19 protein-coding genes are annotated in these 21,798 nt (G+C 65.8%); 3 read left to right on the top strand and 16 right to left on the bottom strand.

The window, feature by feature from the left end; translation table 11 throughout:
- Positions 1 to 33: 33 nt before the first annotated feature.
- Positions 34 to 954 (bottom strand): choline ABC transporter substrate-binding protein, encoded by a 921-nt coding sequence (choX, locus tag BMX99_RS03515; RefSeq protein ID WP_093447291.1) that lies wholly within the window; start codon positions 952 to 954, stop codon positions 34 to 36.
- A gap of 107 nt (positions 955 to 1,061) precedes the next feature.
- On the opposite strand from choX, the gene betI reads away from it, so the two are divergent.
- From betI to betA, 3 genes are read left to right on the top strand one after another with little or no spacing between them, the layout of a single operon-like run.
- A complete protein-coding gene (betI, locus tag BMX99_RS03510) occupies positions 1,062 to 1,766 on the top strand; it encodes a transcriptional regulator BetI (protein WP_093447288.1) in 705 nt (234 codons plus the stop codon).
- A complete protein-coding gene (betB, locus tag BMX99_RS03505; RefSeq protein WP_093447285.1) occupies positions 1,763 to 3,235 on the top strand; it encodes a betaine-aldehyde dehydrogenase in 1,473 nt (490 codons plus the stop codon). Before betI ends, betB begins: the two co-directional genes overlap by 4 nt.
- A 12-nt stretch (positions 3,236 to 3,247) precedes the next feature.
- Positions 3,248 to 4,918, top strand: coding sequence for a choline dehydrogenase (betA, locus tag BMX99_RS03500; RefSeq protein WP_093447282.1), 1,671 nt, complete (start codon positions 3,248 to 3,250; stop codon positions 4,916 to 4,918).
- Between the two features lie 51 nt (positions 4,919 to 4,969).
- Here the strand turns inward: betA and BMX99_RS03495 are convergent, their stop codons facing one another.
- The 15 genes from BMX99_RS03495 to BMX99_RS03425 all read right to left on the bottom strand — a co-directional run bounded on the left by BMX99_RS03495 (position 4,970) and on the right by BMX99_RS03425 (position 21,784).
- Positions 4,970 to 6,175 carry an NADH:flavin oxidoreductase/NADH oxidase gene (locus tag BMX99_RS03495; protein WP_093447278.1) on the bottom strand — a complete coding sequence of 402 codons (1,206 nt, stop codon included), beginning with the start codon at positions 6,173 to 6,175 and terminating at the stop codon, positions 4,970 to 4,972.
- A gap of 70 nt (positions 6,176 to 6,245) precedes the next feature.
- Positions 6,246 to 7,892: a flavin-containing monooxygenase gene (locus BMX99_RS03490; protein WP_244525590.1), complete on the bottom strand. Its 1,647-nt coding sequence runs from the start codon at positions 7,890 to 7,892 to the stop codon at positions 6,246 to 6,248.
- 12 nt (positions 7,893 to 7,904) lie between these two features.
- The gene (locus tag BMX99_RS03485; RefSeq protein WP_093447272.1) at positions 7,905 to 8,852 is read right to left on the bottom strand and encodes a branched-chain amino acid ABC transporter permease; all 948 of its coding nucleotides are present in this window, start codon (positions 8,850 to 8,852) and stop codon (positions 7,905 to 7,907) included.
- The gene (locus BMX99_RS03480; protein WP_093447269.1) at positions 8,849 to 9,733 is read right to left on the bottom strand and encodes a branched-chain amino acid ABC transporter permease; all 885 of its coding nucleotides are present in this window, start codon (positions 9,731 to 9,733) and stop codon (positions 8,849 to 8,851) included. Before BMX99_RS03480 ends, BMX99_RS03485 begins: the two co-directional genes overlap by 4 nt.
- A 4-nt stretch (positions 9,734 to 9,737) precedes the next feature.
- Positions 9,738 to 10,451: an ABC transporter ATP-binding protein gene (locus BMX99_RS03475; RefSeq protein WP_093447266.1), complete on the bottom strand. Its 714-nt coding sequence runs from the start codon at positions 10,449 to 10,451 to the stop codon at positions 9,738 to 9,740.
- Positions 10,441 to 11,217 carry an ABC transporter ATP-binding protein gene (locus tag BMX99_RS03470; RefSeq protein ID WP_093447263.1) on the bottom strand — a complete coding sequence of 259 codons (777 nt, stop codon included), beginning with the start codon at positions 11,215 to 11,217 and terminating at the stop codon, positions 10,441 to 10,443. Before BMX99_RS03470 ends, BMX99_RS03475 begins: the two co-directional genes overlap by 11 nt.
- Positions 11,218 to 11,237: 20 nt before the next feature.
- Positions 11,238 to 12,407: an acyl-CoA dehydrogenase family protein gene (locus tag BMX99_RS03465; protein ID WP_093447260.1), complete on the bottom strand. Its 1,170-nt coding sequence runs from the start codon at positions 12,405 to 12,407 to the stop codon at positions 11,238 to 11,240.
- Positions 12,404 to 13,189 (bottom strand): enoyl-CoA hydratase/isomerase family protein, encoded by a 786-nt coding sequence (locus tag BMX99_RS03460; RefSeq protein WP_093447257.1) that lies wholly within the window; start codon positions 13,187 to 13,189, stop codon positions 12,404 to 12,406. Before BMX99_RS03460 ends, BMX99_RS03465 begins: the two co-directional genes overlap by 4 nt.
- Positions 13,190 to 13,225: 36 nt before the next feature.
- On the bottom strand, positions 13,226 to 14,377 hold the full coding sequence (locus BMX99_RS03455; RefSeq protein WP_093447254.1) for an acyl-CoA dehydrogenase family protein: 1,152 nt from the start codon (positions 14,375 to 14,377) through the stop codon (positions 13,226 to 13,228).
- A gap of 145 nt (positions 14,378 to 14,522) precedes the next feature.
- Positions 14,523 to 16,154: a long-chain fatty acid--CoA ligase gene (locus tag BMX99_RS03450; RefSeq protein ID WP_093447251.1), complete on the bottom strand. Its 1,632-nt coding sequence runs from the start codon at positions 16,152 to 16,154 to the stop codon at positions 14,523 to 14,525.
- Positions 16,155 to 16,276: 122 nt separating this feature from the next.
- Positions 16,277 to 16,801: a flavin reductase family protein gene (locus BMX99_RS03445; protein WP_093447248.1), complete on the bottom strand. Its 525-nt coding sequence runs from the start codon at positions 16,799 to 16,801 to the stop codon at positions 16,277 to 16,279.
- Positions 16,798 to 17,349 carry a nuclear transport factor 2 family protein gene (locus BMX99_RS03440; RefSeq protein WP_093447245.1) on the bottom strand — a complete coding sequence of 184 codons (552 nt, stop codon included), beginning with the start codon at positions 17,347 to 17,349 and terminating at the stop codon, positions 16,798 to 16,800. Before BMX99_RS03440 ends, BMX99_RS03445 begins: the two co-directional genes overlap by 4 nt.
- Positions 17,346 to 19,463 (bottom strand): acetate--CoA ligase family protein, encoded by a 2,118-nt coding sequence (locus BMX99_RS03435; RefSeq protein WP_093447242.1) that lies wholly within the window; start codon positions 19,461 to 19,463, stop codon positions 17,346 to 17,348. The genes BMX99_RS03440 and BMX99_RS03435 overlap by 4 nt, the downstream gene beginning before the upstream one ends.
- A 124-nt stretch (positions 19,464 to 19,587) precedes the next feature.
- Positions 19,588 to 20,478, bottom strand: coding sequence for an SMP-30/gluconolactonase/LRE family protein (locus BMX99_RS03430; protein ID WP_093447239.1), 891 nt, complete (start codon positions 20,476 to 20,478; stop codon positions 19,588 to 19,590).
- A gap of 82 nt (positions 20,479 to 20,560) precedes the next feature.
- Positions 20,561 to 21,784: an ABC transporter substrate-binding protein gene (locus tag BMX99_RS03425; protein WP_212632875.1), complete on the bottom strand. Its 1,224-nt coding sequence runs from the start codon at positions 21,782 to 21,784 to the stop codon at positions 20,561 to 20,563.
- Positions 21,785 to 21,798 lie beyond the last annotated feature (14 nt).

Here is a 21,798-nt window from a genome sequence, read left to right as displayed (position 1 = left end):
CAAAACTGCGGGGCCGCCGGTTCTGATGGTCCCTTACAAACCGAGAGAGGCCTTCACGGCCGCAAGGCCCTCGGCCCCGTCGGCGGTGGTCACACCGTCCAGCCAGTCCGACAGGACGGCGGGGTTGGCCGTCAGCCAGGCCTTGGCCGCGTCACCTGCGTCCTGACCGTCGTTCAGGATGGCACCCATGATCTCGTTCTCCATGGCGAGCGAGAATTCCAGGTTTTCCAGCAGCTTGCCGACGTTCGGGCATTCCGCGACGTAACCAGCGCGGGTGTTGGTGAAGACGGTCGCGCCACCGAAATCGGGGCCGAACCAGTCATCGCCGCCTTCCAGGTAGGTCAGGTCGAAGTTGGCGTTCATCGGGTGCGGTTCCCAGGCCAGGAAGACGATCGGGTCTTCCTTCTTGGTCAGGCGAGCCACCTGGCTCAGCATCCCCTGCTCCGAGCTTTCCTTGACGTCGAAGTCTTTCAGGTCAAAGGCGTTGTCGGCGATCATGTCCATGATCAGGCGGTTGCCGTCGTTGCCCGGTTCGATCCCGTAGATGGTTTCGTCCAGCGCATCGGCATGTGCCGCGATGGAGCCGAAGCTGGTGATGCCCAGGGCCGCGCCGGCGGCATTGGTGGCGAGGGTGTATTTCGCGCCCTCGAGGTTCGCCCGCACGGTGTCGACGGTGCCCTTTTCGCGATAGGGCGCGATGTCGGCTTCCATCGTCGGCATCCAGTTGCCCAGGAAGACGTCCACGTCGCCCTCTTCCAGCGAGATATAGGTGACGGGCACGGACAGCACGCGCACTTCGGTGTCATAGCCCAGGGCGTCCAGCACAGTGGTGGTCGCCGCGGTGGTGGCGGTGATGTCGGTCCAGCCCACGTCCGAGAAGGTGACCTTCCCACAGTCGGCCATGGCCGTGGTTGCGCAAAGTGCGAGGGCAGAGGTTGTCAGCAGAATCTTCATGGGGGCTCCCTTCGATTGGCCGGATCAAATTCGGCCTTATTGATTGACGCGTCAATTAGTAATGACATATTCGAGAAAAGCAACAGCTTGTAGCAGAGAGCGTCTAAATGGCGGGTAAGTCACGGAAAACAGAGGAAGAGCGCAGGGCCGAACTGATCGCCGCCACGATTCGCGAGATCGGCGCATCGGGAACTCTGGACGTGACCACCAGCCAGATCGCCAAAAGTGCCGGCGTCTCTCCGGCGCTGGCCTTCCACTATTTCCGCGACAAGGAAACGCTGTTCCTGGCGGCCATGCGCGCGATCCTGACTGACTACGGCGAAGATGTCCGCCAGGCCCTGCGCCAGGCCCGCACCGCCGATGACCGGCTGCAGGCGATCGTGCGCGCCAGCTTTGGCATGACCAGTTTCCGCCGCGAGGCGATCTCGGCCTGGGTGAACTTCTACGCGCTCGCACTGCGGTCTGACCCCGCGCGGCGCATGCTGTCGCTGTACCAGCGGCGGCTGCAAAGCAACCTTGTCTCGGCGCTGCGCCCCAAGGTCGGGGACCGCGCGCCGGACCTGGCCCGGCGGATCGGCGGCCTGATCGACGGGCTGTACCTGCGCTATGGCTTGGATGCGAAGGCCAATGGCCCTGCCTCTGACGCCTGCCGCCGCGACAGCTCGCAGATTGACGGATCCGAAGGCGCGCGCCACGTGCTGCGCGCCATTGCCGCCGAATGCGAGCTGGCCCAGGCCAGCCCCGCCGACCCCATCCCCGACGCCGATCCAGACCCGATCGCCCCACTTGCAGGACCGCAGGAGCTTTTATGACCCAATCTTCCCACCCCGCCTTTCAACCTGCGGCCAGCCATTTCATCAATGGCGCCTATGTCGAGGATACCGCAGGCGAAAAGATCGATGTGATCTACCCCCACACCGGAGAGGTCATCGCGACGCTGCATGCCGCCACCCCGGCCATCGTCGACGCCGCCCTGGCCGCCGCGAAGGATGCGCAGGTGGCCTGGGCGCAACTGTCGGGCACCGAACGCGGCCGCGTGCTGCGCCGCGCCGCCGACCTGATGCGCGAACGCAACCATGACCTGTCGGTGATCGAGACCCACGACACCGGCAAACCGATGTCGGAAACGTTGGTGGCCGATGCGGCCTCGGGTGCGGATGCGCTGGAATATTTCGGCGGTCTGGCGGGTACGCTGACCGGCGAACATATCCCCGTGGCGGGCGGCGATTTCGTCTATACCCGACGCGAGCCGCTTGGCGTCTGTGTCGGCATCGGGGCCTGGAACTATCCCATCCAGATCGCCAGCTGGAAGGCCGCGCCGGCGCTGGCCTGCGGCAATGCCATGGTCTTCAAACCGTCCGAGATGACGCCCCTTTCAGCGCTGAAACTGGCCGAGATCCTGATCGAAGCAGGTGCCCCCAAGGGGCTGTTCAACGTCGTGCAGGGCTATGGGCAGGTCGGCGCGTCGCTGGTGACGGATCCGCGCGTCGACAAGGTGTCGCTGACCGGGTCGGTGCCCACGGGCCGCAAGGTCTATGCCGCCGCCGCCGAGGGCATCCGCCATGTGACGATGGAGCTGGGCGGCAAATCCCCCATCCTGGTCTTCGACGATGCCGACCTGGAAAGCGCGGTCTCGGCCGCGATCAACGGCAATTTCTATTCCACCGGGCAGATCTGCTCCAACGGCACCCGCGTCTTCGTACAGGACGCTGTGTACGACCGTTTCGTCGCCCGCGTGGCCGAGCGGATGGAAAACGCCGTGATCGGCGACCCGATGAAGGACGCCACGACCGTCGGCCCCATGGTGTCCGACCGGCAGCGTCAGATCGTGCAGGGCTATATCACCAAGGGCACCGAGGAAGGCGCCCGTCTGGTCAAGGGCGGCAAGGTGATCGAGGGCGCGGGGTTCTACATCGAACCGACGCTCTTTGCCGATGTCACCGATGAGATGACCATCGCGCGCGAGGAAATCTTTGGCCCCGTCATGTCGGTCCTGCGGTTTACAACCGAAGAAGAAGGCATCGCCCGCGCCAACGCTACCGATTTTGGCCTGGCCGCCGGTGTCTTCACCAGCGATCTGACCCGCGCGCATCGCGTTGCCGCCGCCTTCGAGGCCGGCACCTGCTATATCAACGCCTACAACCTGACCCCGGTCGAAGCGCCCTTTGGCGGGTCGAAACTGTCGGGCGTGGGGCGTGAGAATTCGAAGGCGGCGATCGAACACTACAGCCAGATCAAGACGGTCTATGTCGGCATGAACCCGACCGAAGCCGCGTTCTAAGGGGGACAGCTGATGCAAGAAACTCCCTTGGCAGATTACGTCATCGTCGGCGCAGGCTCGGCCGGATGCGCCATCGCCTATCGGCTGGCCGAGGCGGGCAAATCGGTCGTGGTCGTGGAATTCGGCGGCACCGATGCGGGGCCCTTCATCCAGATGCCCGGCGCGCTGTCCTATCCGATGAACATGAAGCGCTATGACTGGGGCTATCGCAGCGAACCTGAACCGCACCTGGGCAATCGCCAGCTGGCGACGCCGCGTGGCAAGGTTCTGGGCGGATCGTCCTCGATCAACGGGATGGTCTATGTGCGCGGCCATGCGCGCGACTATGACACCTGGGCCGAGATGGGCGCGCAGGGCTGGGCCTATGCGGATGTGCTTCCCTATTTCAAGCGGATGGAATCCTGGGACCATGGCGGCCACGGCGGCGACCCGGACTGGCGCGGCAAGGACGGCCCGCTGCATGTGTCGCGCGGCACGCGGACCAATCCGCTGGTCAAGGCCTTTGTCGAGGCCGGAGCCCAGGCCGGGTACGAGACCACCGATGACTACAACGGCGAAAAGCAGGAAGGCTTCGGCCCCTTCGACGCGACGATCCACAAGGGCGAACGCTGGTCCGCCTACAAGGCCTACCTGAAACCCGCCATCGCCACGGGCAAGGTCACGCTGGTGCGCGGTCTGGCCCGCCGGGTGGTGATGGAAGACGGCCGCGCCACGGGCGTCGAGGTCGAGCGGAAGGGCCGCACCGAAGTGCTGCGCGCAGGGCAAGAGGTGATCCTGGCGGCCTCGTCCATCAACTCGCCCAAGCTGCTGATGCTGTCGGGGATCGGCCCCGCTGCGCATCTGAAAGAGCACGGGATCCCGGTCGTCGCGGATCGCGCCGGGGTGGGCCAGAACCTTCAGGACCACCTGGAGCTGTACATCCAGCAGGCCGCGACCCAGCCGGTGTCGCTGTTCAAGTACTGGAACCTCTTCGGCAAGGCGCTAGTCGGGGCGCAGTGGCTGTTCACCCGCACGGGTGTCGGGGCGTCGAACCAGTTTGAAAGCACCGCCTTCATCCGGTCGCGCGCGGGCGTGGAGTATCCCGACATCCAGTTCCATTTCCTGCCCATTGCCGTGCGTTATGACGGTCAGGCCGCGGCCGAGGGCCATGGTTTCCAGGCCCATGTGGGGCCGATGCGGTCGAAGTCGCGCGGGGCGGTCACGCTGCGATCCTCGGATCCGGCGGATGATCCGAAGATCGTCTTCAACTACATGTCCCATCCGGACGATTGGCTGGATTTCCGCACCTGTATCCGCCTGACCCGGGAAATCTTCGCGCAAGAGGCCTTTGCCCCCTATCGCGGCCATGAAATCCAGCCGGGTGCCGCGGTGCAAAGCGATGATGAGCTGGACGCCTTCATCCGCGAGCATGCCGAAAGCGCCTATCACCCCTGTGGCACCTGTCGCATGGGCGCGGCCGACGATCCGCTGGCCGTGGTCGATCCGGAATGCCGGGTGATCGGGGTCGACGGGCTGCGGGTCGCGGACAGTTCGATCTTTCCGCAGATCACCAATGGCAACCTGAACGGCCCCTCGATCCTGACCGGCGAAAAGGCCGCCGATCACATCCTGGGCCGCAGCCCCCTGCCCCGCGAGAATGCCCAGCCCTGGATGCATCCGGACTGGCAGACGGCTCAGCGGTAAGGGGGCCAGGTCCGGCGGTGTCCCTCCCTCCGCGGGGCCTGATCGCTTTGATCAGCTGGGCTGGGCGGCGGGCTTGTCAGTCTCGGGCCGATCCCAGGTCGATCCTGACGGGCGATCCGCCTGCTGCGTGGACACAACCGGCTGTGCCCCGGGATGGATGCGTTGAAAATCCGTCCAGTTGTTGGGCCGCGCGCGCAGGTATTGCGGCGGATATGGCACATCGTGCCCCAGCCGCGCCGCCGCGTGCCAGCCCCATCTGGGGTTGTCCAGCATTGCCCGGCCGATCGCCACCATGTCGGCCCGCCCCTCGCGCACCACCGCATCGGCCTGCACGGGGTCCGAGATCATGCCGACCGCCACCACGGTCATCCCCGTCTCTTGCCGGATCCGTTCGGCAAAGCCGACCTGATGGCCCGGCGTGGCCTTGGGGATCACCGCGTCGGGCACCAGGTTCCCGGCCGACAGGGTGACGTAATCCACACCCAGGTCCTTCAGCGCGCGCACGAAGGGGACCGCGTCGTCCAGCGTTGCGCCCTGAGGGTGCCAGTCGGTGCTGTTGACGCGCACGCCCAGGGCCCGGTCGGCGGGCAGCGCGTCGCGCATCGCCTGCACCACCGCCAGGGGAAAGCGCATGCGGTTCTCCAGCGTACCGCCCCAGGCGTCATTGCGCCGGTTGGTGCGGGGCGACAGGAACTGATGCAGCAGATAGCCATGGGCGGCGTGGCATTCCACCAGGTCGAAGCCCGCGCGCACCGCCCGCCGTGTGGCCTGGGCAAAGGCCCGGGTGATGCGGATGATGTCGTCCTCGGTCATCTCGGCGGGGGTGGCCCATTGGTCGTTATAGGGCAGCGCCGAGGGGGCGTAGGTCTGCCAGGCCCCTTCCTCGGGCGGTAGGCTTTCGCCCTTGCCGCGATCCCGGATCGACCGGGCCGAGGCGCGCCGCCCCGCATGGCCCAGCTGGATGCCGATGCCTGCGTCCGACAGCGGGCGCAGCCGCGCGACCAGATCGGCCAGCGCCTGTTCCTGTGCGTCCGTCTCCAACACCAGGCAGCCATGAGAGATCCGGCCTGCGGCTTCGACGCCCGTGGCCTCGGCCACCACAAGCCCGGCCCCGGACATCATCAGCCCGCCCAGATGGATCAGGTGCCAATCCTGCGCGATGCCGTCCACGGCGGAATACTGGCACATGGGCGAGACCTGGATGCGGTTGGGACAGGTGATCCCGCCCAGCACCAGCGGAGTGAAAAGATCGGCCATGGGCACCCCCGGGTTGGGTCTGATGGGGGACCCGGCCCTGCGCGGGCCGGGTCCGGTCCTGGCTGCGGATTCAGGCGGGTTCGCTGACCCGGTCGAAGGCATAGCCTTCGTAACCTGATGCCGCGACGGCCTCGCAGGCTTCGCGGTACTTGGCAAAGCCGCCCACGAACATCGTCAACCCGGTCGGCTTGCCCTTGACGTTGGATCCGACCCACCAGGTGTTGGCCTTGCGGATCAGCGAGGGCGCGGCCAGTTCGGCCACGCGGGTCATCCAGGCATCCTCGGTCTCTTGAGTGGGTTCCACCGCGCTCAGGCCCTTGGCCTCCATATGGGTGATCAGATCGGCGATCCAGTCGACGTCGTTTTCACTGATGGTGATGATATTGGCCAATGCCGCCGGGCCGTTCGGGCCGGTGGTGGCAAAGAGGTTGGGAAAGCCCGTCATGGTGATGCCAAGATGCGAAACCGGGCCGTCCTTCCACTTGTCCTTCAGGCGCAGCCCGTTGCGGCCCACCACGTCAAAGGCCAGCAGCGCGCCGGTCAGCGCGTCATAGCCGGTGGCAAAGATCAGCATGTCCAGTTCGGTCTCGCCGCTTTCGGTGCGGATGCCCTTTTCGGTGATCTCGACGATGGCGTCCTTCTTGCAGTCGACCAGATGCACGTTCGGCAGGTTGTAGGTCTCGTAATACTCCGTATCCAGGCAGGGACGGCGGGCGAAGATCGGGTAGCCGCGCGGCTTCAGCGCCTCGGCCGCCACCGGGTCTTCGACGATCTGGCCGATCTTGTCGCGGACGAAATCCGCCACGGCCTCGTTCGCCTCTTCGTTGACCATGAGGTCCGCGAAGGTGCCCAGGAAGGTATGGCCGCCGTTGATCCAGGCCTGTTCCATCGCCTCGATCCGCTGATCCGGCGGAAGCGAGAAATAGGGCCGAGAGGTCACGGGCCGCGTGCCGCCCGTAGGGTTCATCTTCATCGCCGCGCGCATCTGGCGATAGTGTTTCTTCATCTCGGCGGCATAGTCCGGCGTGATCTCGCGGTTGCGCATCGGCAGGGTGAAGCTGGGGGTGCGCTGGAAGACGAACAGCTCTCCGGCCTTGCGCCCGACCTCCTGGATGATCTGGATGCCGGTGGATCCAGTGCCGATCACACCAACCCGCTTGCCGGCGAAATCCACGTCATGGTGCGGCCATTTCTGGGCGCGATAAAGTTCACCCTTGAAGCGGTCGATGCCGGGGATGTCGGGATCCTTGGGGATCGACAGCGGGCCGGTGGACATGATGGCATAGGGGGCTTCCAGCACCGCGCCCGTATCGGTGGTGGCGCGCCACAGCTTGGCCTCTTCGTCCCAGATGGCCGAGGTCACGCGGGTGTCAAAGCGGAAGTCCTTGCGCAGATCCAGCCGGTCGGCCACGAAATTCGCATAGGCCAGGATTTCCGGCTGGGCGGCGAATTGTTCCGACCAGGTCCATTCCTGTTCGATCTCGGGCGAGAAGCCGTAACTGTAATCGACGCTCATCAGGTCGCAACGGGCCCCGGGATAGCGGTTCCAGTACCAGACGCCGCCGACGTTGCTGCCGGCCTCGATCCCGACGACCTTCTTGCCCATCTCGCGGAACTTGTAGACGGCGTACATGCCGCCGAAGCCGGCACCGACGACCAAGACGTCGACCCGTTCGGCCTGGGTGGAGTTGGATTTCGACATGGGTTCCTCCCTCATGTGTCGACCGGGTCAGCCCCGATCCTGATTTTGGTCAGGGCTGGGGCGCAGACGACGCCACAGCGCGGAAAGTTCACCGACGACACCACGCCGGAAAAAGATGATGACAAGCAGCAGGATCACGCCCTGGGCAATCAGCGCCCATTCCCCGAACTGTGCCAGTTCGTCGTTCATCAGGATGACGATGCCCGCGCCCAGCATAGGGCCGGTCAGGGTGCCAAGGCCGCCCAGCAGGGTCATCAGGATCACCTCGGCCGAGATTGGCCAGGAGACATCCGTCAGCGTGGCGAACTGGAAGACCATGGCCTTCAGTGCGCCCGCCAGCCCCGCCAGACCCGCGGACAGGGTCATCGCCAGGATCTTGTAGCGTTCGGGCCGGAAGCCCAGGGATTCCACGCGGGGTTCGTTGTCGCGGATGGCGCGCAGGATTTCCCCGAAGGGCGAATGCACCACCCGGTAGAAGAAGGCCACGGCCAGCACGGCAACGGTAAGCGTCACGTAGTAGAACGCCATATGGTCGCTGACGTCGAAGATCCCGAAGAGGGTCGAGCGCGGGATGCGCTGCATGCCGTCCTCGCCGCCCGTGAACTCGGCCTGCAGCAACAGGAAGTAGACGAACTGCGAAATCGCCAGGGTGATCATGGCGAACTGGATGCCCGACCGCCGGACCGAGATGATGCCGACGACATATCCCATCGCGGCCGACAGCAGGGTGCCCGCGATCAGCGCGACCTCGACCGAGACGCCGTAGGTCTTCAGCAGGTAGCCCGCCACATAGGCGGCCGTGCCGAAGAACATCGCATGGCCGAAGCACAGCAGCCCGGCATAGCCCAGCAGCAGGTTGAACGAGGACGCGAAGATGACGAAACACAGGATCGACATCAGCAGCACAGGGTAGATGGCCAGGGGCGCGGCAATCAGCGCGACCAGAAGCAGGCCAAGCCAGAGAGTGCGGGTCATTTGTATCCCTCCTTGCCCGAGAACAGGCCGTTCGGTCGCAGGATCAGGGCGAAGATCATGATGACGAAGATCACCAGGTTCGCGGCCTCGGGGTAGAAGACCTTGGTCAGCCCCTCGACGATGCCGATGAGATAGCCGGTCAGGATGGCCCCCAGGATCGACCCCATGCCGCCGATCACGACCACGGCGAAGATGACGATCATCAGGTTCGATCCCATCGAGGGCGAGACCTGATAGATCGGTGCCGCCAGCACGCCGCCCAGCCCCGCCAGGCCGACGCCGAAGGCATAGGTCAGGCTGATCATGCGCGGCACGTTGATGCCAAAGCTCTCGACGATCTCGGGGCGTTCATTGGCGGCGCGCAGATAGGCACCCAGCTTGGTGTGTTCGATCAGGATATAGGTCCCGAAGCAGACCACGATCGAGAAGACCACCACCCAGAGCCGGTACCAGGGCATGAACATGAAGCCCAGGTTCACCCCGCCCGGCAGGGGCGAGTTGTAGGGCAGACCGGTGGATCCGAATTCCTGCCGCACCAGCCCTTCGATGATCAGCACGGCGGCAAAGGTGGCCAGCAGGGAATAGAGGTGGTCGAGGTTCTGGATCGGCCTCAGGATCAGCCGCTCCATCACCAGGCCAAAGGCCCCGACGACCACCGGCGCGATGAACAGCGCCCCCCAGTAGGGCACGCCAAGGTAGTTCAGCAGCCCCCAGGCGATGAAGGCCCCCAGCATGTATTGCGCGCCATGGGCGAAGTTCACCACCGACATCAGGCCGAAGATGATCGCCAGGCCAAGCGACAGCATCGCGTAGAAGGACCCGTTGATCAGGCCGATCAGCACCTGGCCGAACAGTAGTTGGGTCGAGATTCCGTCAAACATGGGCTCACACCCCCAGATAGGTTTTGACACGGTCCAGATCGGCCGAGAGATCCTCGGGCGTCAGCGTGTCGACGACTTGACCGTTCTCGACGACCACATGGCGGTCGGCGACAAGGCGGGCGAATTGCAGGTTCTGTTCCACCAGCACGATGGTGAACCCCTGTTCCTTCAGGCGCAGGATCTGGGTTCCGATCTGCTTGACGATCACGGGGGCCAGGCCCTCGCTTGGTTCGTCCAGCAGGATGAAACGCGATCCGGTGCGCAGGATGCGGGCAATGGCCAGCATCTGCTGTTCCCCGCCCGACAGCTTGCTGCCGCCGCTTTTGCGGCGGGCGTGCAGGTTGGGGAAGGCCTCGAACAGGTCCTTGTCGGACAGGCCCCCGGGGCGCAGCACCGGCGGCAGGGTCATGTTCTCGGCAACCGAGAGGCTGGCAAAGATCGCCCGCTCTTCGGGGCAATAGGCGATGCCCTCCTGCGCGATCTGATAGGTGCGCTTGCGGATCAGTTCCTTGCCGCGGAACTGGATCGACCCGGTGCGATTGCCGACGATCCCCATGATCGACCGCAGGGTCGAGGTCTTGCCCGCCCCGTTGCGCCCGATCAGGGTCACCAGCTCGCCCTCGCGGACGTCGAAATTCATGCCGTGCAGGGCCTTGCTTTCGCCGTACCAGGCTTCGAGGTTCTCGACCTTCAGGATGGGTTGCGGATCAGAGGGCATCGACACCTCCCATGTAGGCCGTGATGACGTCTTCGTTGTTGGACACCTCGTCATAGGTGCCTTCGGTCAGAAGCTCTCCGTGTTGCAGGACGGTGATCCTTTCGCACAGGCTCGACACGACCGAGAGGTTGTGTTCGACGATCAGGATCGTGCGCCCGGCCGAGACCTGGCGGATCAGTTCGGTGATCGGTTCCAGATCCTCGTGGCCCATGCCGGCCGTGGGTTCGTCCAGAAGCATGACCTTGGGATCCAGCGCCAGGGTGGTGGCAATTTCCAGCGCACGTTTCTTGCCGTAGGACAGTTCCGTCGCCTGAAGATGCGCGGCATCGGCCAGGCCGACCTGCTCCAGCAGCTCCACCGCGCGCGGGTCCAGCGACCGGATCGCCGAAAGCGGCGACCAGAAGCGGAACGACTTGCCATGGTTCGACTGCAGCGCCACCCGGACGTTTTCCAGGCAGGTCAGATGCGGGAAGGTGGCCGAGATCTGGAAGCTGCGCACCAGCCCCAGCTTGGCGACCTGCGCGGTGCGCAGCCCGGTGATGTCGCGCCCTTCATAGATCACCTGACCGGCGGTCGGTGTCAGGGTCTTGGTCAACAGGTTGAAGCAGGTGGTCTTGCCCGCCCCGTTCGGACCGATCAGCGCGTGGATCGTGCCCCGCCTGACCTTCAGGTCCACATCCTTCACCGCATAGAACGATCCGAAGGATTTGCTCAGCCCCCGCGCCTCAAGCGCGTAGTCGCCGGCAGTTGCAGTCGAGTTCTCCACCTCTCCCCCCTTTCGCGTCCTTACCTGGACGGCAAGCCCAGCACCGCTTTTGCAAGGATGCCGCGCTGGATTTCGTTAGACCCGCCAAAGATCGCCGGGGCCCGGCTATCGAGGTACAGGTTCATGACGTCGATCGCCCCGCCCGCGTCGCCCACGGGCAGATCGTCGTAGTACCGGGCCTCTTCGCCCGCGACGGTCAGCATTTCTTCGGTGATGCGCTGGTACAGCTCGCTGCAGAAGATCTTCAGCACCGAGACATCCGCCCCAAGCGTGCCACCTTCGCGCAGCACCTTGGCAAAGCGTTCAAAGGCCGAGCCGAGGTCGTAAAGATCCAGCCGCAGCCTGGCATAGCGCGACCGGAAGGCGGCATCTTCAAAGGCCCCGCGATCGCGGGCCAGAATCTCCAGCCGGGTCAGCGCATATTCGGGCCGCGAGGGCGCGCCCAGGAAGATGCGTTCGTGACCCAGAACCGATTTCGCCAGCGCCCAGCCCACGTCGACCTCTCCGACCACATTGCGGGCGGGGACGCGGACGTTTTCAAAGAAGACCTCGCAGAAGTCTTCCTCTTCGCGCAGGTTCTTGATCGGGCGGACCAGCACCCCGGGCGAGGACAGTTCCACCAGCAGCACGGTGATGCCATGCTGGCGCTTGTCGGATTTCGTCGTGCGCACCAGCAGCAGGATCCAGTTGGCGCAATGGGCCAGCGTGGTCCAGATCTTCTGCCCGTTGACGATGAAATCATCGCCGTCGCGCACCGCCTGGGTGCGCAGCGACGCAAGGTCCGACCCCGCGCCCGGTTCGGAATAGCCCTGACACCAGACATGTTCGCCGGTCAGGATCTTGGGCAGGAATTCGGCCTTCTGTTCGTCGGAGCCGTGTTCGATCAGCAGAGGCCCGGTCAGCCCGATGCCGTGGTCGGGGATGCGCGGGCAGCCAAGGCGCGCCCATTCCTCGACATAGACGATGTGTTTCGCCGCATCGAGCCCCATGCCGCCGTAGTCCACCGGCCAGACCGGCGACAGCCAGCCCTTGTCGTTCAGCGCGTGATACCAGTCGGCCACCTCGTCAAAGGTGGGGCGCTGCTTGCGCATGAAGCGCAGGTGCTGCGGGCAATTGACATCGACCCAGTCGCGGAAGATCTTGCGAAATTCCGCGTCACTCATCGCGTTGTAGTCGGGGTGTGTGCTCATGATACTTCGTCCGAGAAGACGGGCGGGCGTTTTTCGATGAAGGCACGCATCGCTTCGCGGCTGTCTTCATGCTGGGTCATCTCGACCGTCAGGTTCTGTTCGAACCGGTAGCCGTCCTTCAGGCCCATGGTCTCGACCGTGTTCAGCGCGCGCTTGGCCTTGCGGGTGGCCGTCGGGCTTTTCGAGGCGATGTTGCGGGCGAATTCCATCGCCGTGTCCATCAGTTCCTCCGGCTCGACACAGGCTTCGATCAGGCCGCGGCGGTACAGTTCCTCGGCCGGGACGCGCCAGCCGGTCAGCACCATGCGGCGGGTCAGGCCGATCGGGAAGACGCGCATCGTGTGGCGCACGCCGCCCATCAGGCCCACGTCGATTTCCGGCAGACCAAAGCTGGCCTTGGTCGAGGCGACGATGAAATCCGACATGATCGCCAGCCCCATGCCCGCCCCAAGCGCGGGGCCGTTGACGGCCGCGATCACCGGGATGTTGGATTCCATGATGACAAAACCGACCTCGCGCGCGCGGCGCAGGTGGCGGTAGGTGTCGCCGGCCTGGGCCTCTTGCGCCATCTTGGCGCGGCCCTTGATATCGGCCCCGGCGCTGAAGACCTTGCCGGTGGCGGTGAGCACGATGCAGCGCACGCCCTTGGTTTCATTCAGCTCATCGAAGACCTCGATCAGCTCTTCCATGGTTTCGCGGGACTGGGCGTTCACCGGCGGATTGTCCAGCGTGACGACCGCGACATGGTCTTCGATGGTGGTCTTGATCAATTCGTTGCGCATGGGATCATGTCCTTTGTGAAATCGGGGGTGCGGCGCTCAGGCGGCGGTGGATTTGGTCGCCATCTCCTGCGCCAGGAATTCCAGCCGCAGGTCTTCGGACTGGCCCAGCATGGCGTTCAGGGTGATGGCCCGTTTGTTGAACAGGCCGATGTTGCATTCATCGGTAAAACCCATGGCCCCGTGCAGGTGGATCGCCCGGCGGGTGATCGTCACGGCGCTGTCGCCGGCGCGAGCCTTGGCGGCTAGCACGGCCTGGGCGGCGGCGGCGGGGGTGTCCTCGGTCAGCATCTCGACCGCGTTGGTGACGGCCGAACAGGCGAATTCCGCGTCCGACCACATGTCCACCAGCCGGTGCTGGATGACCTGGAAGCTGGCGATGGACTGGCCGAATTGCACCCGGTCGCGGGTATAGGCCACGGTGTCTTCCAGCGCCTTTGCGCCAACGCCCGCCAGTTCAGCGGCCAGGGCAAAGCGGGTGATCTGAATGGCGGCCTGCAGCGCGGTCTCGACCGCGGTGCCCTGGGCCAGGATCTGATCTTGCGCCACCGCGACATCCGACAGTGTGACCTGCCCGATCGTCGCCCCGTCCAATCCGGGTCGGGAGGATACGGTGATCCCCCCGGACCCGGCAGGCCCGTTTCGGGCAGGGAGGACAACAAGCGCCGGCACGCCGTCCCGTTCGGACAGCACCAGCAGATCAGTGGCCGAGGCCGCGGCAGTGACGAAATGCGCCGTGCCGCTCAGGGTCATCGCCTCGCCGTTTCCGGCAAGCGTCAGGGGCGCACGTGCCCCCTGCGCGTCCTGCCAAAGCAGCGGCGTGATGCGGGATCCGTCGGCCAGCCCCTGCGCGATCGTGGCGGCAGCGGGCGTGCCTATTGCGGAGAGGATCTGCCCGGGCAGCACGGCCAGCGCGGCAAAGGGTTCGGTCAGCAGGTTCCGCCCCAGCCCCTCGGCCAGGACGGCCAGTTCCGCGGGACCAAGGGCCGATCCGCCCATATCCTCGGGCAGCAGAAGCCCCAGCCAACCGGCGGCGGCCATCTCGGACCAGAGGTCGCGGTCCAGGTCGCCCCCGTCGGCACGGCGGCGGCGCAGGCGGGCGGCACCGTCGACGCGGGTCGCCAGCGTCTCGACCGACTCGCGCAGCATCGAAAGCGTCTGATCCGGGTCATCCAGGATGATCTTGGGCATGTCTTGGTCCTCCCCTTTCGGCCCTTTGCGGGCAGAAGGCCGTTTTACCGGCCCCCGCCGCCCCGCTTCGGGGGGCGCTGGATGGCCTTCCTGTTCCTCCCTGCCCGCCTTGCGGCGGACAGCCCCTTGGTCCCGCAGCCCCGCCTCAGGCGGGCAGCTGGTAGTCCGCGAATTGTTCGCGCAGCTTCATCTTCTGAAGCTTGCCGGTTGCCGTATGCGGCAGTTCGTCGACGAATTCGGTTGCGTCCGGCAGCCACCACTTGGCCACCAGCCCCTCCAGATGTGTGGTCAGTTCCTCGGGGGTGACCTCGGCCCCCGGTTTGCGCACCACGATCAGCATCGGGCGCTCCTGCCACTTGGGATGCGGGCGTCCGATCACCGCGGCCTCCTCGACCGCCGGATGGGACATGGCCGCGTTTTCCAGGTCGATCGAGCTGATCCATTCACCGCCCGACTTGATCACGTCCTTCGATCGGTCTGTCAGCCGGACAAAGCCGTCGGGGTTGATGTTGGCCACATCTCCGGTCGAGAACCAGCCGTCCCCGTCCAGCACATCGCCGCCCTCGCCCCGGAAATAGCCCGAGGTGACCCAGGGGCCCCGCACCTGAAGATCGCCGGCGGATTTTCCATCGTGCGGCAGGATGTTGCCTTCGTCATCGACGACGCGCAGTTCGACGCCGTAGATGCCGCGCCCCTGCAGGGTTTGGATGTCGACCTGTTCGTTTTCGGGCAGATCGCGCTGACGGGCCAGAAGGGTGCAGATCGCGGCGACGGGGCCGGTCTCGCTCATCCCCCAGGCCTGAATGGCGGTGACACCGATATCGCGGAAGCGCTGGATGATGGCGCGGGGCGCGGCGGATCCGCCGATCACCACGCGGTTCAGCATCAAGGCCCCGGCGTCGGCCGCAGGGTCGCGGTCCAGATGCTGGAACAGGCCCAGCCAGACCGTCGGCACCCCAAGCGAGAAGGTGCAGCCCTCGTCCCGGGCCAGGTCGTACAGGCTTTTGCCGTCCAGCTGCGGGCCGGGCAGCACCAGTTTCGCCCCCACCATGGCCGAGGCATAGGGCACCCCCCAGGCGTTCACATGGAACAGCGGCACGGCCAAAAGCGTGCTGTCGGCATTGCTAAGCTGCAGCCCGTCGGCCTGCGTCACCACGAAGGAATGCAGCAGGGTCGAGCGGTGCGAATAGAGCACGCCCTTGGGATTGCCCGTGGTGCCGGAGGTATAGCACAGGGCCGAGGCCGTGCGCTCATCGAACTCGGGCCAGTCGTAGGGCGCGTCGGTCTGATCGGCCAGCAGGTCCTCGTAGGCAAGTGCGCCGTCGGGCATGTCACCCATGTGGTCGGCGTCGGTCATTGCGACCAGGGTTTCGACCTCGGTGAATCCGGCGCGCTGCGTGGCCACGAGATCCCCGAAGGTGATGTCGAAGAAGACGCACTTCGCGCCGCCGTGGTTGACGATATAGTCGATCTGCTCGGGGAAAAGACGGGGGTTCACCGTGTGCAGAACGGCCCCGATGCCCGAGACGGCGAAATACAGCTCCAGGTGGCGGTGCGTGTTCCAGGCCAGGGTGGCAACCCGGTCGCCGGGCTTGACGCCAAGCGCCTCAAGCGCCCGGGCCAGACGACGCACCCGCGCGCCCAGCTGGCGGTAGGATGACCGCACGACAGCCCCTTCGCAGGTCTTCGAAATGATTTCGACATCGGGGTGGTAGCTTTCGGCATGCCGCAGCAGCCCCGAGACAAGCAATTGCCTGTCCTGCATCAATCCCAACATGTGTCCTCCCTCGTTCGGGGTTGGATCCGAACGTCTGTCAAATTCTCGCCCATCCGGGCCTTGTTACAAAGGTTTTTCGACCGGCTGATGTTTACTTTCACAAGTGTGAAAAACCCGGGAGGTCACTCCTGCGCCAGCCGTCTGAAAAACCCGTCCCGATACAGCAACGTGCTGCCCGGAGCCGTCTGAACCGCCACGACCCAGCCGATGAACATCGTGTGGCCGCCGATCTCGATGCACTGATCGATCCGGCATTCGAAATTCGCCGTCGCCTGGGCCAGGATCGGCGCGCCCTCGGATCCGGTGGACCACTGGCCCAGATCGAAGGGGGCGGCGACCTGCGAGGATTGCGAAAAGGCGCGGGCGATCTCGGACTGCTCGTCGGTCAGGTGGTTCACGGCAAAGGCCCCGGCGCGGGCGATGCCGTCGCGCGCCGGAGAGCTGCGGTTGATGCAGACCACCAGCGCCGGCGGCTCGGTCGAGGCGGAACAGATCGCGGTGCAGGTGATGCCGCCCCGATCCTCGCCCCGGCCATAGGTCACAATCGCGACCTGCGACGCGACATGCCGCATGGCGGTCTTGTATTCATCGACAAAGCGCTGCGAGGCGGGCGACGGGGCCGCGATGCTGATCGTTGTGTCGGTCATGCAGGTCCCCCTTGTGTCCAGCGGTAAATCACGTCGTCGGGAAAGGCCGCGCCGATCGGCTGGCGGGGGCCAAAGCGCGTGGCCTCGTCCTGGTCAGGCGCGGTCTGCGGATCCATCCAGTCGTAGATCACCACCCGGTCGGCGATGCGCCATTCGGTGCCGCGCTTTTCGAACCGGTCGCAATAGCGGCCCGCCAGCAGGACCTGCGCCTCACCGCCCGTGGGGGCGGGGCCGCGTTGCAGGGCCAGGAAATAGCTTTCCACCTGCGCCAGCACCGGCTGCGGGGCGGAGCCGTCGAATTCGATCAGGATATTGCTGATCAGGTGCACGTTGCGCGCCTTGGCCGCCCAGACCTTGCGCGCCCAGTCGACGAACCCGTCGATCGGGCCGTTGTAGGACCCGTGGCAATCGTTGGCGTCGGGCCAATAGGCGGATCTCAGCGCCGCTTCGTCCGCGCGGTCGACGCCCCGGGCGTAGCGATACAGGCAGTCACGGATCTTTTCGCGATCCAGCAGGGTGTCGATCGTGATGTCAACGGCTTGGGTCATGCGGGGTCCTTTCCGAAGTCGATCAGCGCGTCCAGCGCCAGCACCCCCTGCCCTTCGGGCAGGACGCGCACGGGGTTCAGGTCGATGCCCGCCACCTGATCGCGATGCGCAAAGGCAAAGCGCGACAGGTCCGACAGCAGCTGGGCCAGCGCCTCGACATCCGCGCGCCCTGCGCCCCGGACGCCTTCCAGCATGGGATAGCCGCGGATGTCGCGGATCATGCGGTGCGCCTCGGCGCGGTCGAAGGGGGCGGCACGGAAGGTCACGTCGCGCAGCACCTCGACGAAGACGCCGCCCAGGCCGAACATCACCACCGGGCCCAGTACCGGATCGCGGCTGACGCCGATGATGGTCTCGACGCCCTCGGGGGCCATGGGGGCGACCAGCAGCCCTTCGATCCGGGCCTTGGGCGCGGCCTGTGCGATGTCGGCCAGCATGCGGGCGGCGCGAGCCTCGGCCTGATCGGCGGGGATATTGACCGCGACGCCGCCGACCTCGGTCTTGTGCGCGATGTCGGGCGAGGCGATCTTGATCACCACCGGCCCGCCCAGGTCGCGGGCGGCCTGCGCGGCCCCGGCGGCATCGGTGACCAGATGTTCCGGCGGGAAGGGAATGCCGGCACGGGCCAGCAGGCGTTTGGCCCCCGCTTCGCTGACGGGGCCTTGGGGCAGGTCCTGTTGGTCCATGCTCAGCGTGGCGGGATCCGTCGCGGGCCGCCCAAAGGCAGACGAGAATTGCACCAACGCGCCCAAGGCATTGGCCAGGGCGCTGCCGTCTTCGTAGACGAGGAACCCGTCGTCTTCATAGGCGCGCACGGCGTCATCCGGGGCGGACATGGTGAGGGCGCGCAGGATCTTGCTGCCCTGCTCTGGTTGCGCGGCCTGAAGTGCGGCGCGCAGCTTGGCCGAGAATGTCGGGCTGCCCGGTCCGGTGCCCAAGATGGCGGTAAAGATGTCATAGCCCCCCTGTTCCAGCATGGCGCGCACGGATTGGGTCAGCAGGCCCATGTCGGTAACCGCCTGGGCGGTGGCGTCAACGGGGTTGCGCGGGGCGGCAAAGGGCAACGCCTTCAGCAGCTCGGCCTGGGCGGGTTCGGGCATGGGCGAGACATCCAGCCCCGCCGCTTCGCTGTCATCGGCCAGCTGAATGCCAAAGCCGCCGGACATGGTGAAGATGCCGATGCGGTTGCCCGATGGCAGGCCGCCGGCGCTGTCGATGGACCGGGCGCAGGCATAGGCGACGTCGATCTGTTCGGCGGTGGTGGCGGCGCGATAGGCCCCGTACTGACGCAGCACCGCGTCGAACACGGCGTCCGACCCGGCGAGGGCCGCGGTATGGCTGGCCGCGGCCTCGGCCCCGACGCTGGACCGCCCGGTCTTCATGAAGACCACTGGCTTGCCCGCCTGGCGCGCACCTTCCAGCGCGGCGATGAACCGGTCGCGGTCCTGCACGCCTTCGGCATAGGCCATGATGACCCGGGTCTGCGGGTCCTCGACCAGCCAGGACAGCGCCTCGGACAAGTCGATGTCGGCCTCGTTCCCGGTGGTCACCCATTTCGAGATCCCCAGCCCGCGCTTGCGTGCCAGATGCGCCAGGTGCGATCCATAGGCCCCGCTTTGCGACACCACGCCGACCGGGCCGGGCTGCATCAGCTGTCCGTCCAGGATCACCGAGAAGGTGCCGTAATACTGCGCCGCCGGGTTGAAGACGCCCAGGCAGTTCGGCCCCAGCAGGCGCAGCCCGGCTTCGCGCGCGGTGGCAAGGATGCGGGACTGAAGCGCGCGCCCCTCCTCGCCCATTTCGGCGAAACCGGCGGAAAAGATTGTCGCCGTGGGCACGCCCCGGTCGGCACAGGCCTGAACCGCGGAAAGCGTGGCCGAGGCCGGAAGGGCAAGGATCGCGGTGTCGGGCACCTCGGGGAGTGCGGCGATATCGGCATAGGCGGGCAAGCCCTGCACGCTGTCGCGCTTGGGGTTCACCGGATAGATCCGGCCCGCAAACCCGGCCTCGCGCAGGTAGCGCAGCGGACGGCCGCCGATGCGGGTGGCATCGTCCGACGCCCCGACAAGCGCCAGGCTGGAGGGGGCCAGAAGTGCAGAGAGGGTGCGGGTCATCACGGCAATCCTTCACGGCCAGGGCCAGCGGACCCGGGGCCTTTGGGGGTTTCTGGATGGCCGCTGTCCGGGCCATCGCAACGGGGTGGGCCTGGGCGGGCGGCGGCCCGATCAACCAGGCAGATCAGCTGGCAAATCGCGGTTCGGGCAATCCGGTGACGCCCAGGCCTTCGATGGCAAACAGGTGGCCGCCAAGCGGGTGACGCGAAATCGCCCGGCCCGAGCCGCTGTCCTTGATCGAGGTGACATAGAGGGTCTTCAGATCCGGCCCGCCGAAACACATGCAGGTCGGCATGTCGGTCGGGGCCTCGATCAGCGCGTCCAGGTCCCCGTCCGGGGTGAAGCGGGCGATCTGGCCGGTCTGCACCAGGGCGATCCAGATGCAGCCTTCGCTGTCCACGGTCGCGCCATCGGGGCCCGAGGCATAGGGTTTCGTGTCGACCAGCATGCGCGGTTCCGACAATGCCTCTTCCCCGGTGCCATAGCTGTAGGCGCGCACCAGCTTGTCCAGGCTGTCGGCCATGTAGAAGGTGTCGCCATCGGGGCTGAAACAGATGGAATTGGTGATCCGCAGCCCGTTGGCCAGAACCTCGGCGGTGCCATCGGGGGCGACGCGCAGGACCTCACCCACGGGTTCGGCATAGATGCCCATGCCGCCACAGACAAAGCGGCCCTGGCGGTCGACCTTGCCATCGTTGAAGCGCACGCGGTCATTGGGCGGATCCAACCGGTAGAGCGGCGTGGCGGCGCCCGTCTCGATCTCGATGGAATAGATGCCGTCGGCCAGGCCGGCGACCAGCGTGCCCGGCGCACCAAGGCCAACCGATCCGATGATCTGCGGCACGTCGATGTCGCCGTGGCTGTGATCGGCGGGATGATAGTACCGGATCTTCTTCGACATGCTGTCGACCCAGTACAGCCGCCCCAGCTGATCGTCCCAGACCGGGCTTTCGCCCAGAAGGTCCGGTGCCTCGGAAATGCGGCTGGCCGTCACGGTCTTGATATGCTTGGTCATCGCGCCCCCCTGATCGCAGTCGGCCCTTGCGGGCCTGGCTGGGACGGCCCCCCAAAAGAGGCCGCCCCGTCGTGAATTCAGATCACATCTTGACCATGGGGCAGACGCTGTCGGCCAGCGGCGGCCAGACGTCGCCCGCATCGATCCAGCCCTGGACGTCGTAATAGTCCCAGCCGCCCGAGGTGGCGTCGGCGGATTTCACCTGCACCTTCAGCATCGGACGGTTGATGACGCCGTCTTCGCGGATCATCACGTTGTCCGAGATCATGTCGGTGATCGGCAGTTCCCGCATCGAGGCCATGACCGCTTCGCCGCCGTCGGTGCCCGAGGCTTCCATCGCCTTCAGCAGGTGGTTGACTGCGGAATAGGTCACCAGCTGGCTTTCGTTCGGCGTGCGGTCGTCGAAGGCCGCACCGTAGCGTGCGGTGAAGGCCTTGGTTTCGTCGTTCATCGCCCAGTAGGCGGGGGCGGACACAACCAGGCCGCCGGTGGCCTCAAGGCCGATGGCATGCACGTTGTTCACCTGAAGGCCAAGCGGGGCCAGCGTCTGACCGGCGTCCATGATGCCGAATTCCCGCGCCTGTTTCAGCACGTTGGCAAGGTCGGCACCGGCGTTGGCAATGCCGATCACCGTCGCGCCCGAGGCCTGGGCCTGCAGCAGCTGGGACGAGAAGTCGGTGGCCCCAAGCGGGTGCAGGGTGGATCCGACGACCTCGCCTCCGGCGGCTTCGATGAAGCGGGTGGCGTCTTCCTGCCAGGCCTTGCCGAACGTGTAGTCGACGGTGATGAAGTACCACTTGTCCAGCCCCTTATCGAGCTGCGCCTGAACCGACCCTTTGGCCAGCGTATAGGTGTTGTAGGCCCAGTTGGTGGTCATGGCGTTGCACTTGGAGTTCGTCGTCTCGGTGGTCGCGCTGCCGGCCACCAGGTAGGGCACGTTCTTGTCGCCCATGATGTCCGCCACGGCCAGCGCGATGGACGAGGCCGAACAGCCGATGATCGCGTCCACGCCGTCTTCCTCGACCCACTTCAGGGCCTGGCTGACACCGATGTCGGGCTTGTTCTGGTCGTCGGCGATGACGATCTCGATCGGGGTGCCGTTGATGGCGCCGCCGTGGTCTTCGACCGCAAGCTTGGCCGAGGTGACGGAACCGGTGCCGCAGTTGTCCGCATAGGGGCCGGACTGGTCGTTCATGATGCCGATCCGGATGACGTCATCGGAAAATTCGGCGGCGGCCGGCGTTGCGACCAGGGCTGTACCGGCCAGCAGGATGGCCATTCCCTTTAGTTTTTTCTGATAGTTCATGTCTTCCTCCCTGA

Source organism: Pseudooceanicola nitratireducens (genome assembly GCF_900109195.1).
In the GTDB taxonomy this organism is placed as follows: domain Bacteria; phylum Pseudomonadota; class Alphaproteobacteria; order Rhodobacterales; family Rhodobacteraceae; genus Pseudooceanicola; species Pseudooceanicola nitratireducens.
Note: the sequence above shows the minus strand (reverse complement) of the source record. Positions and strands in the feature narration are given on the sequence as shown.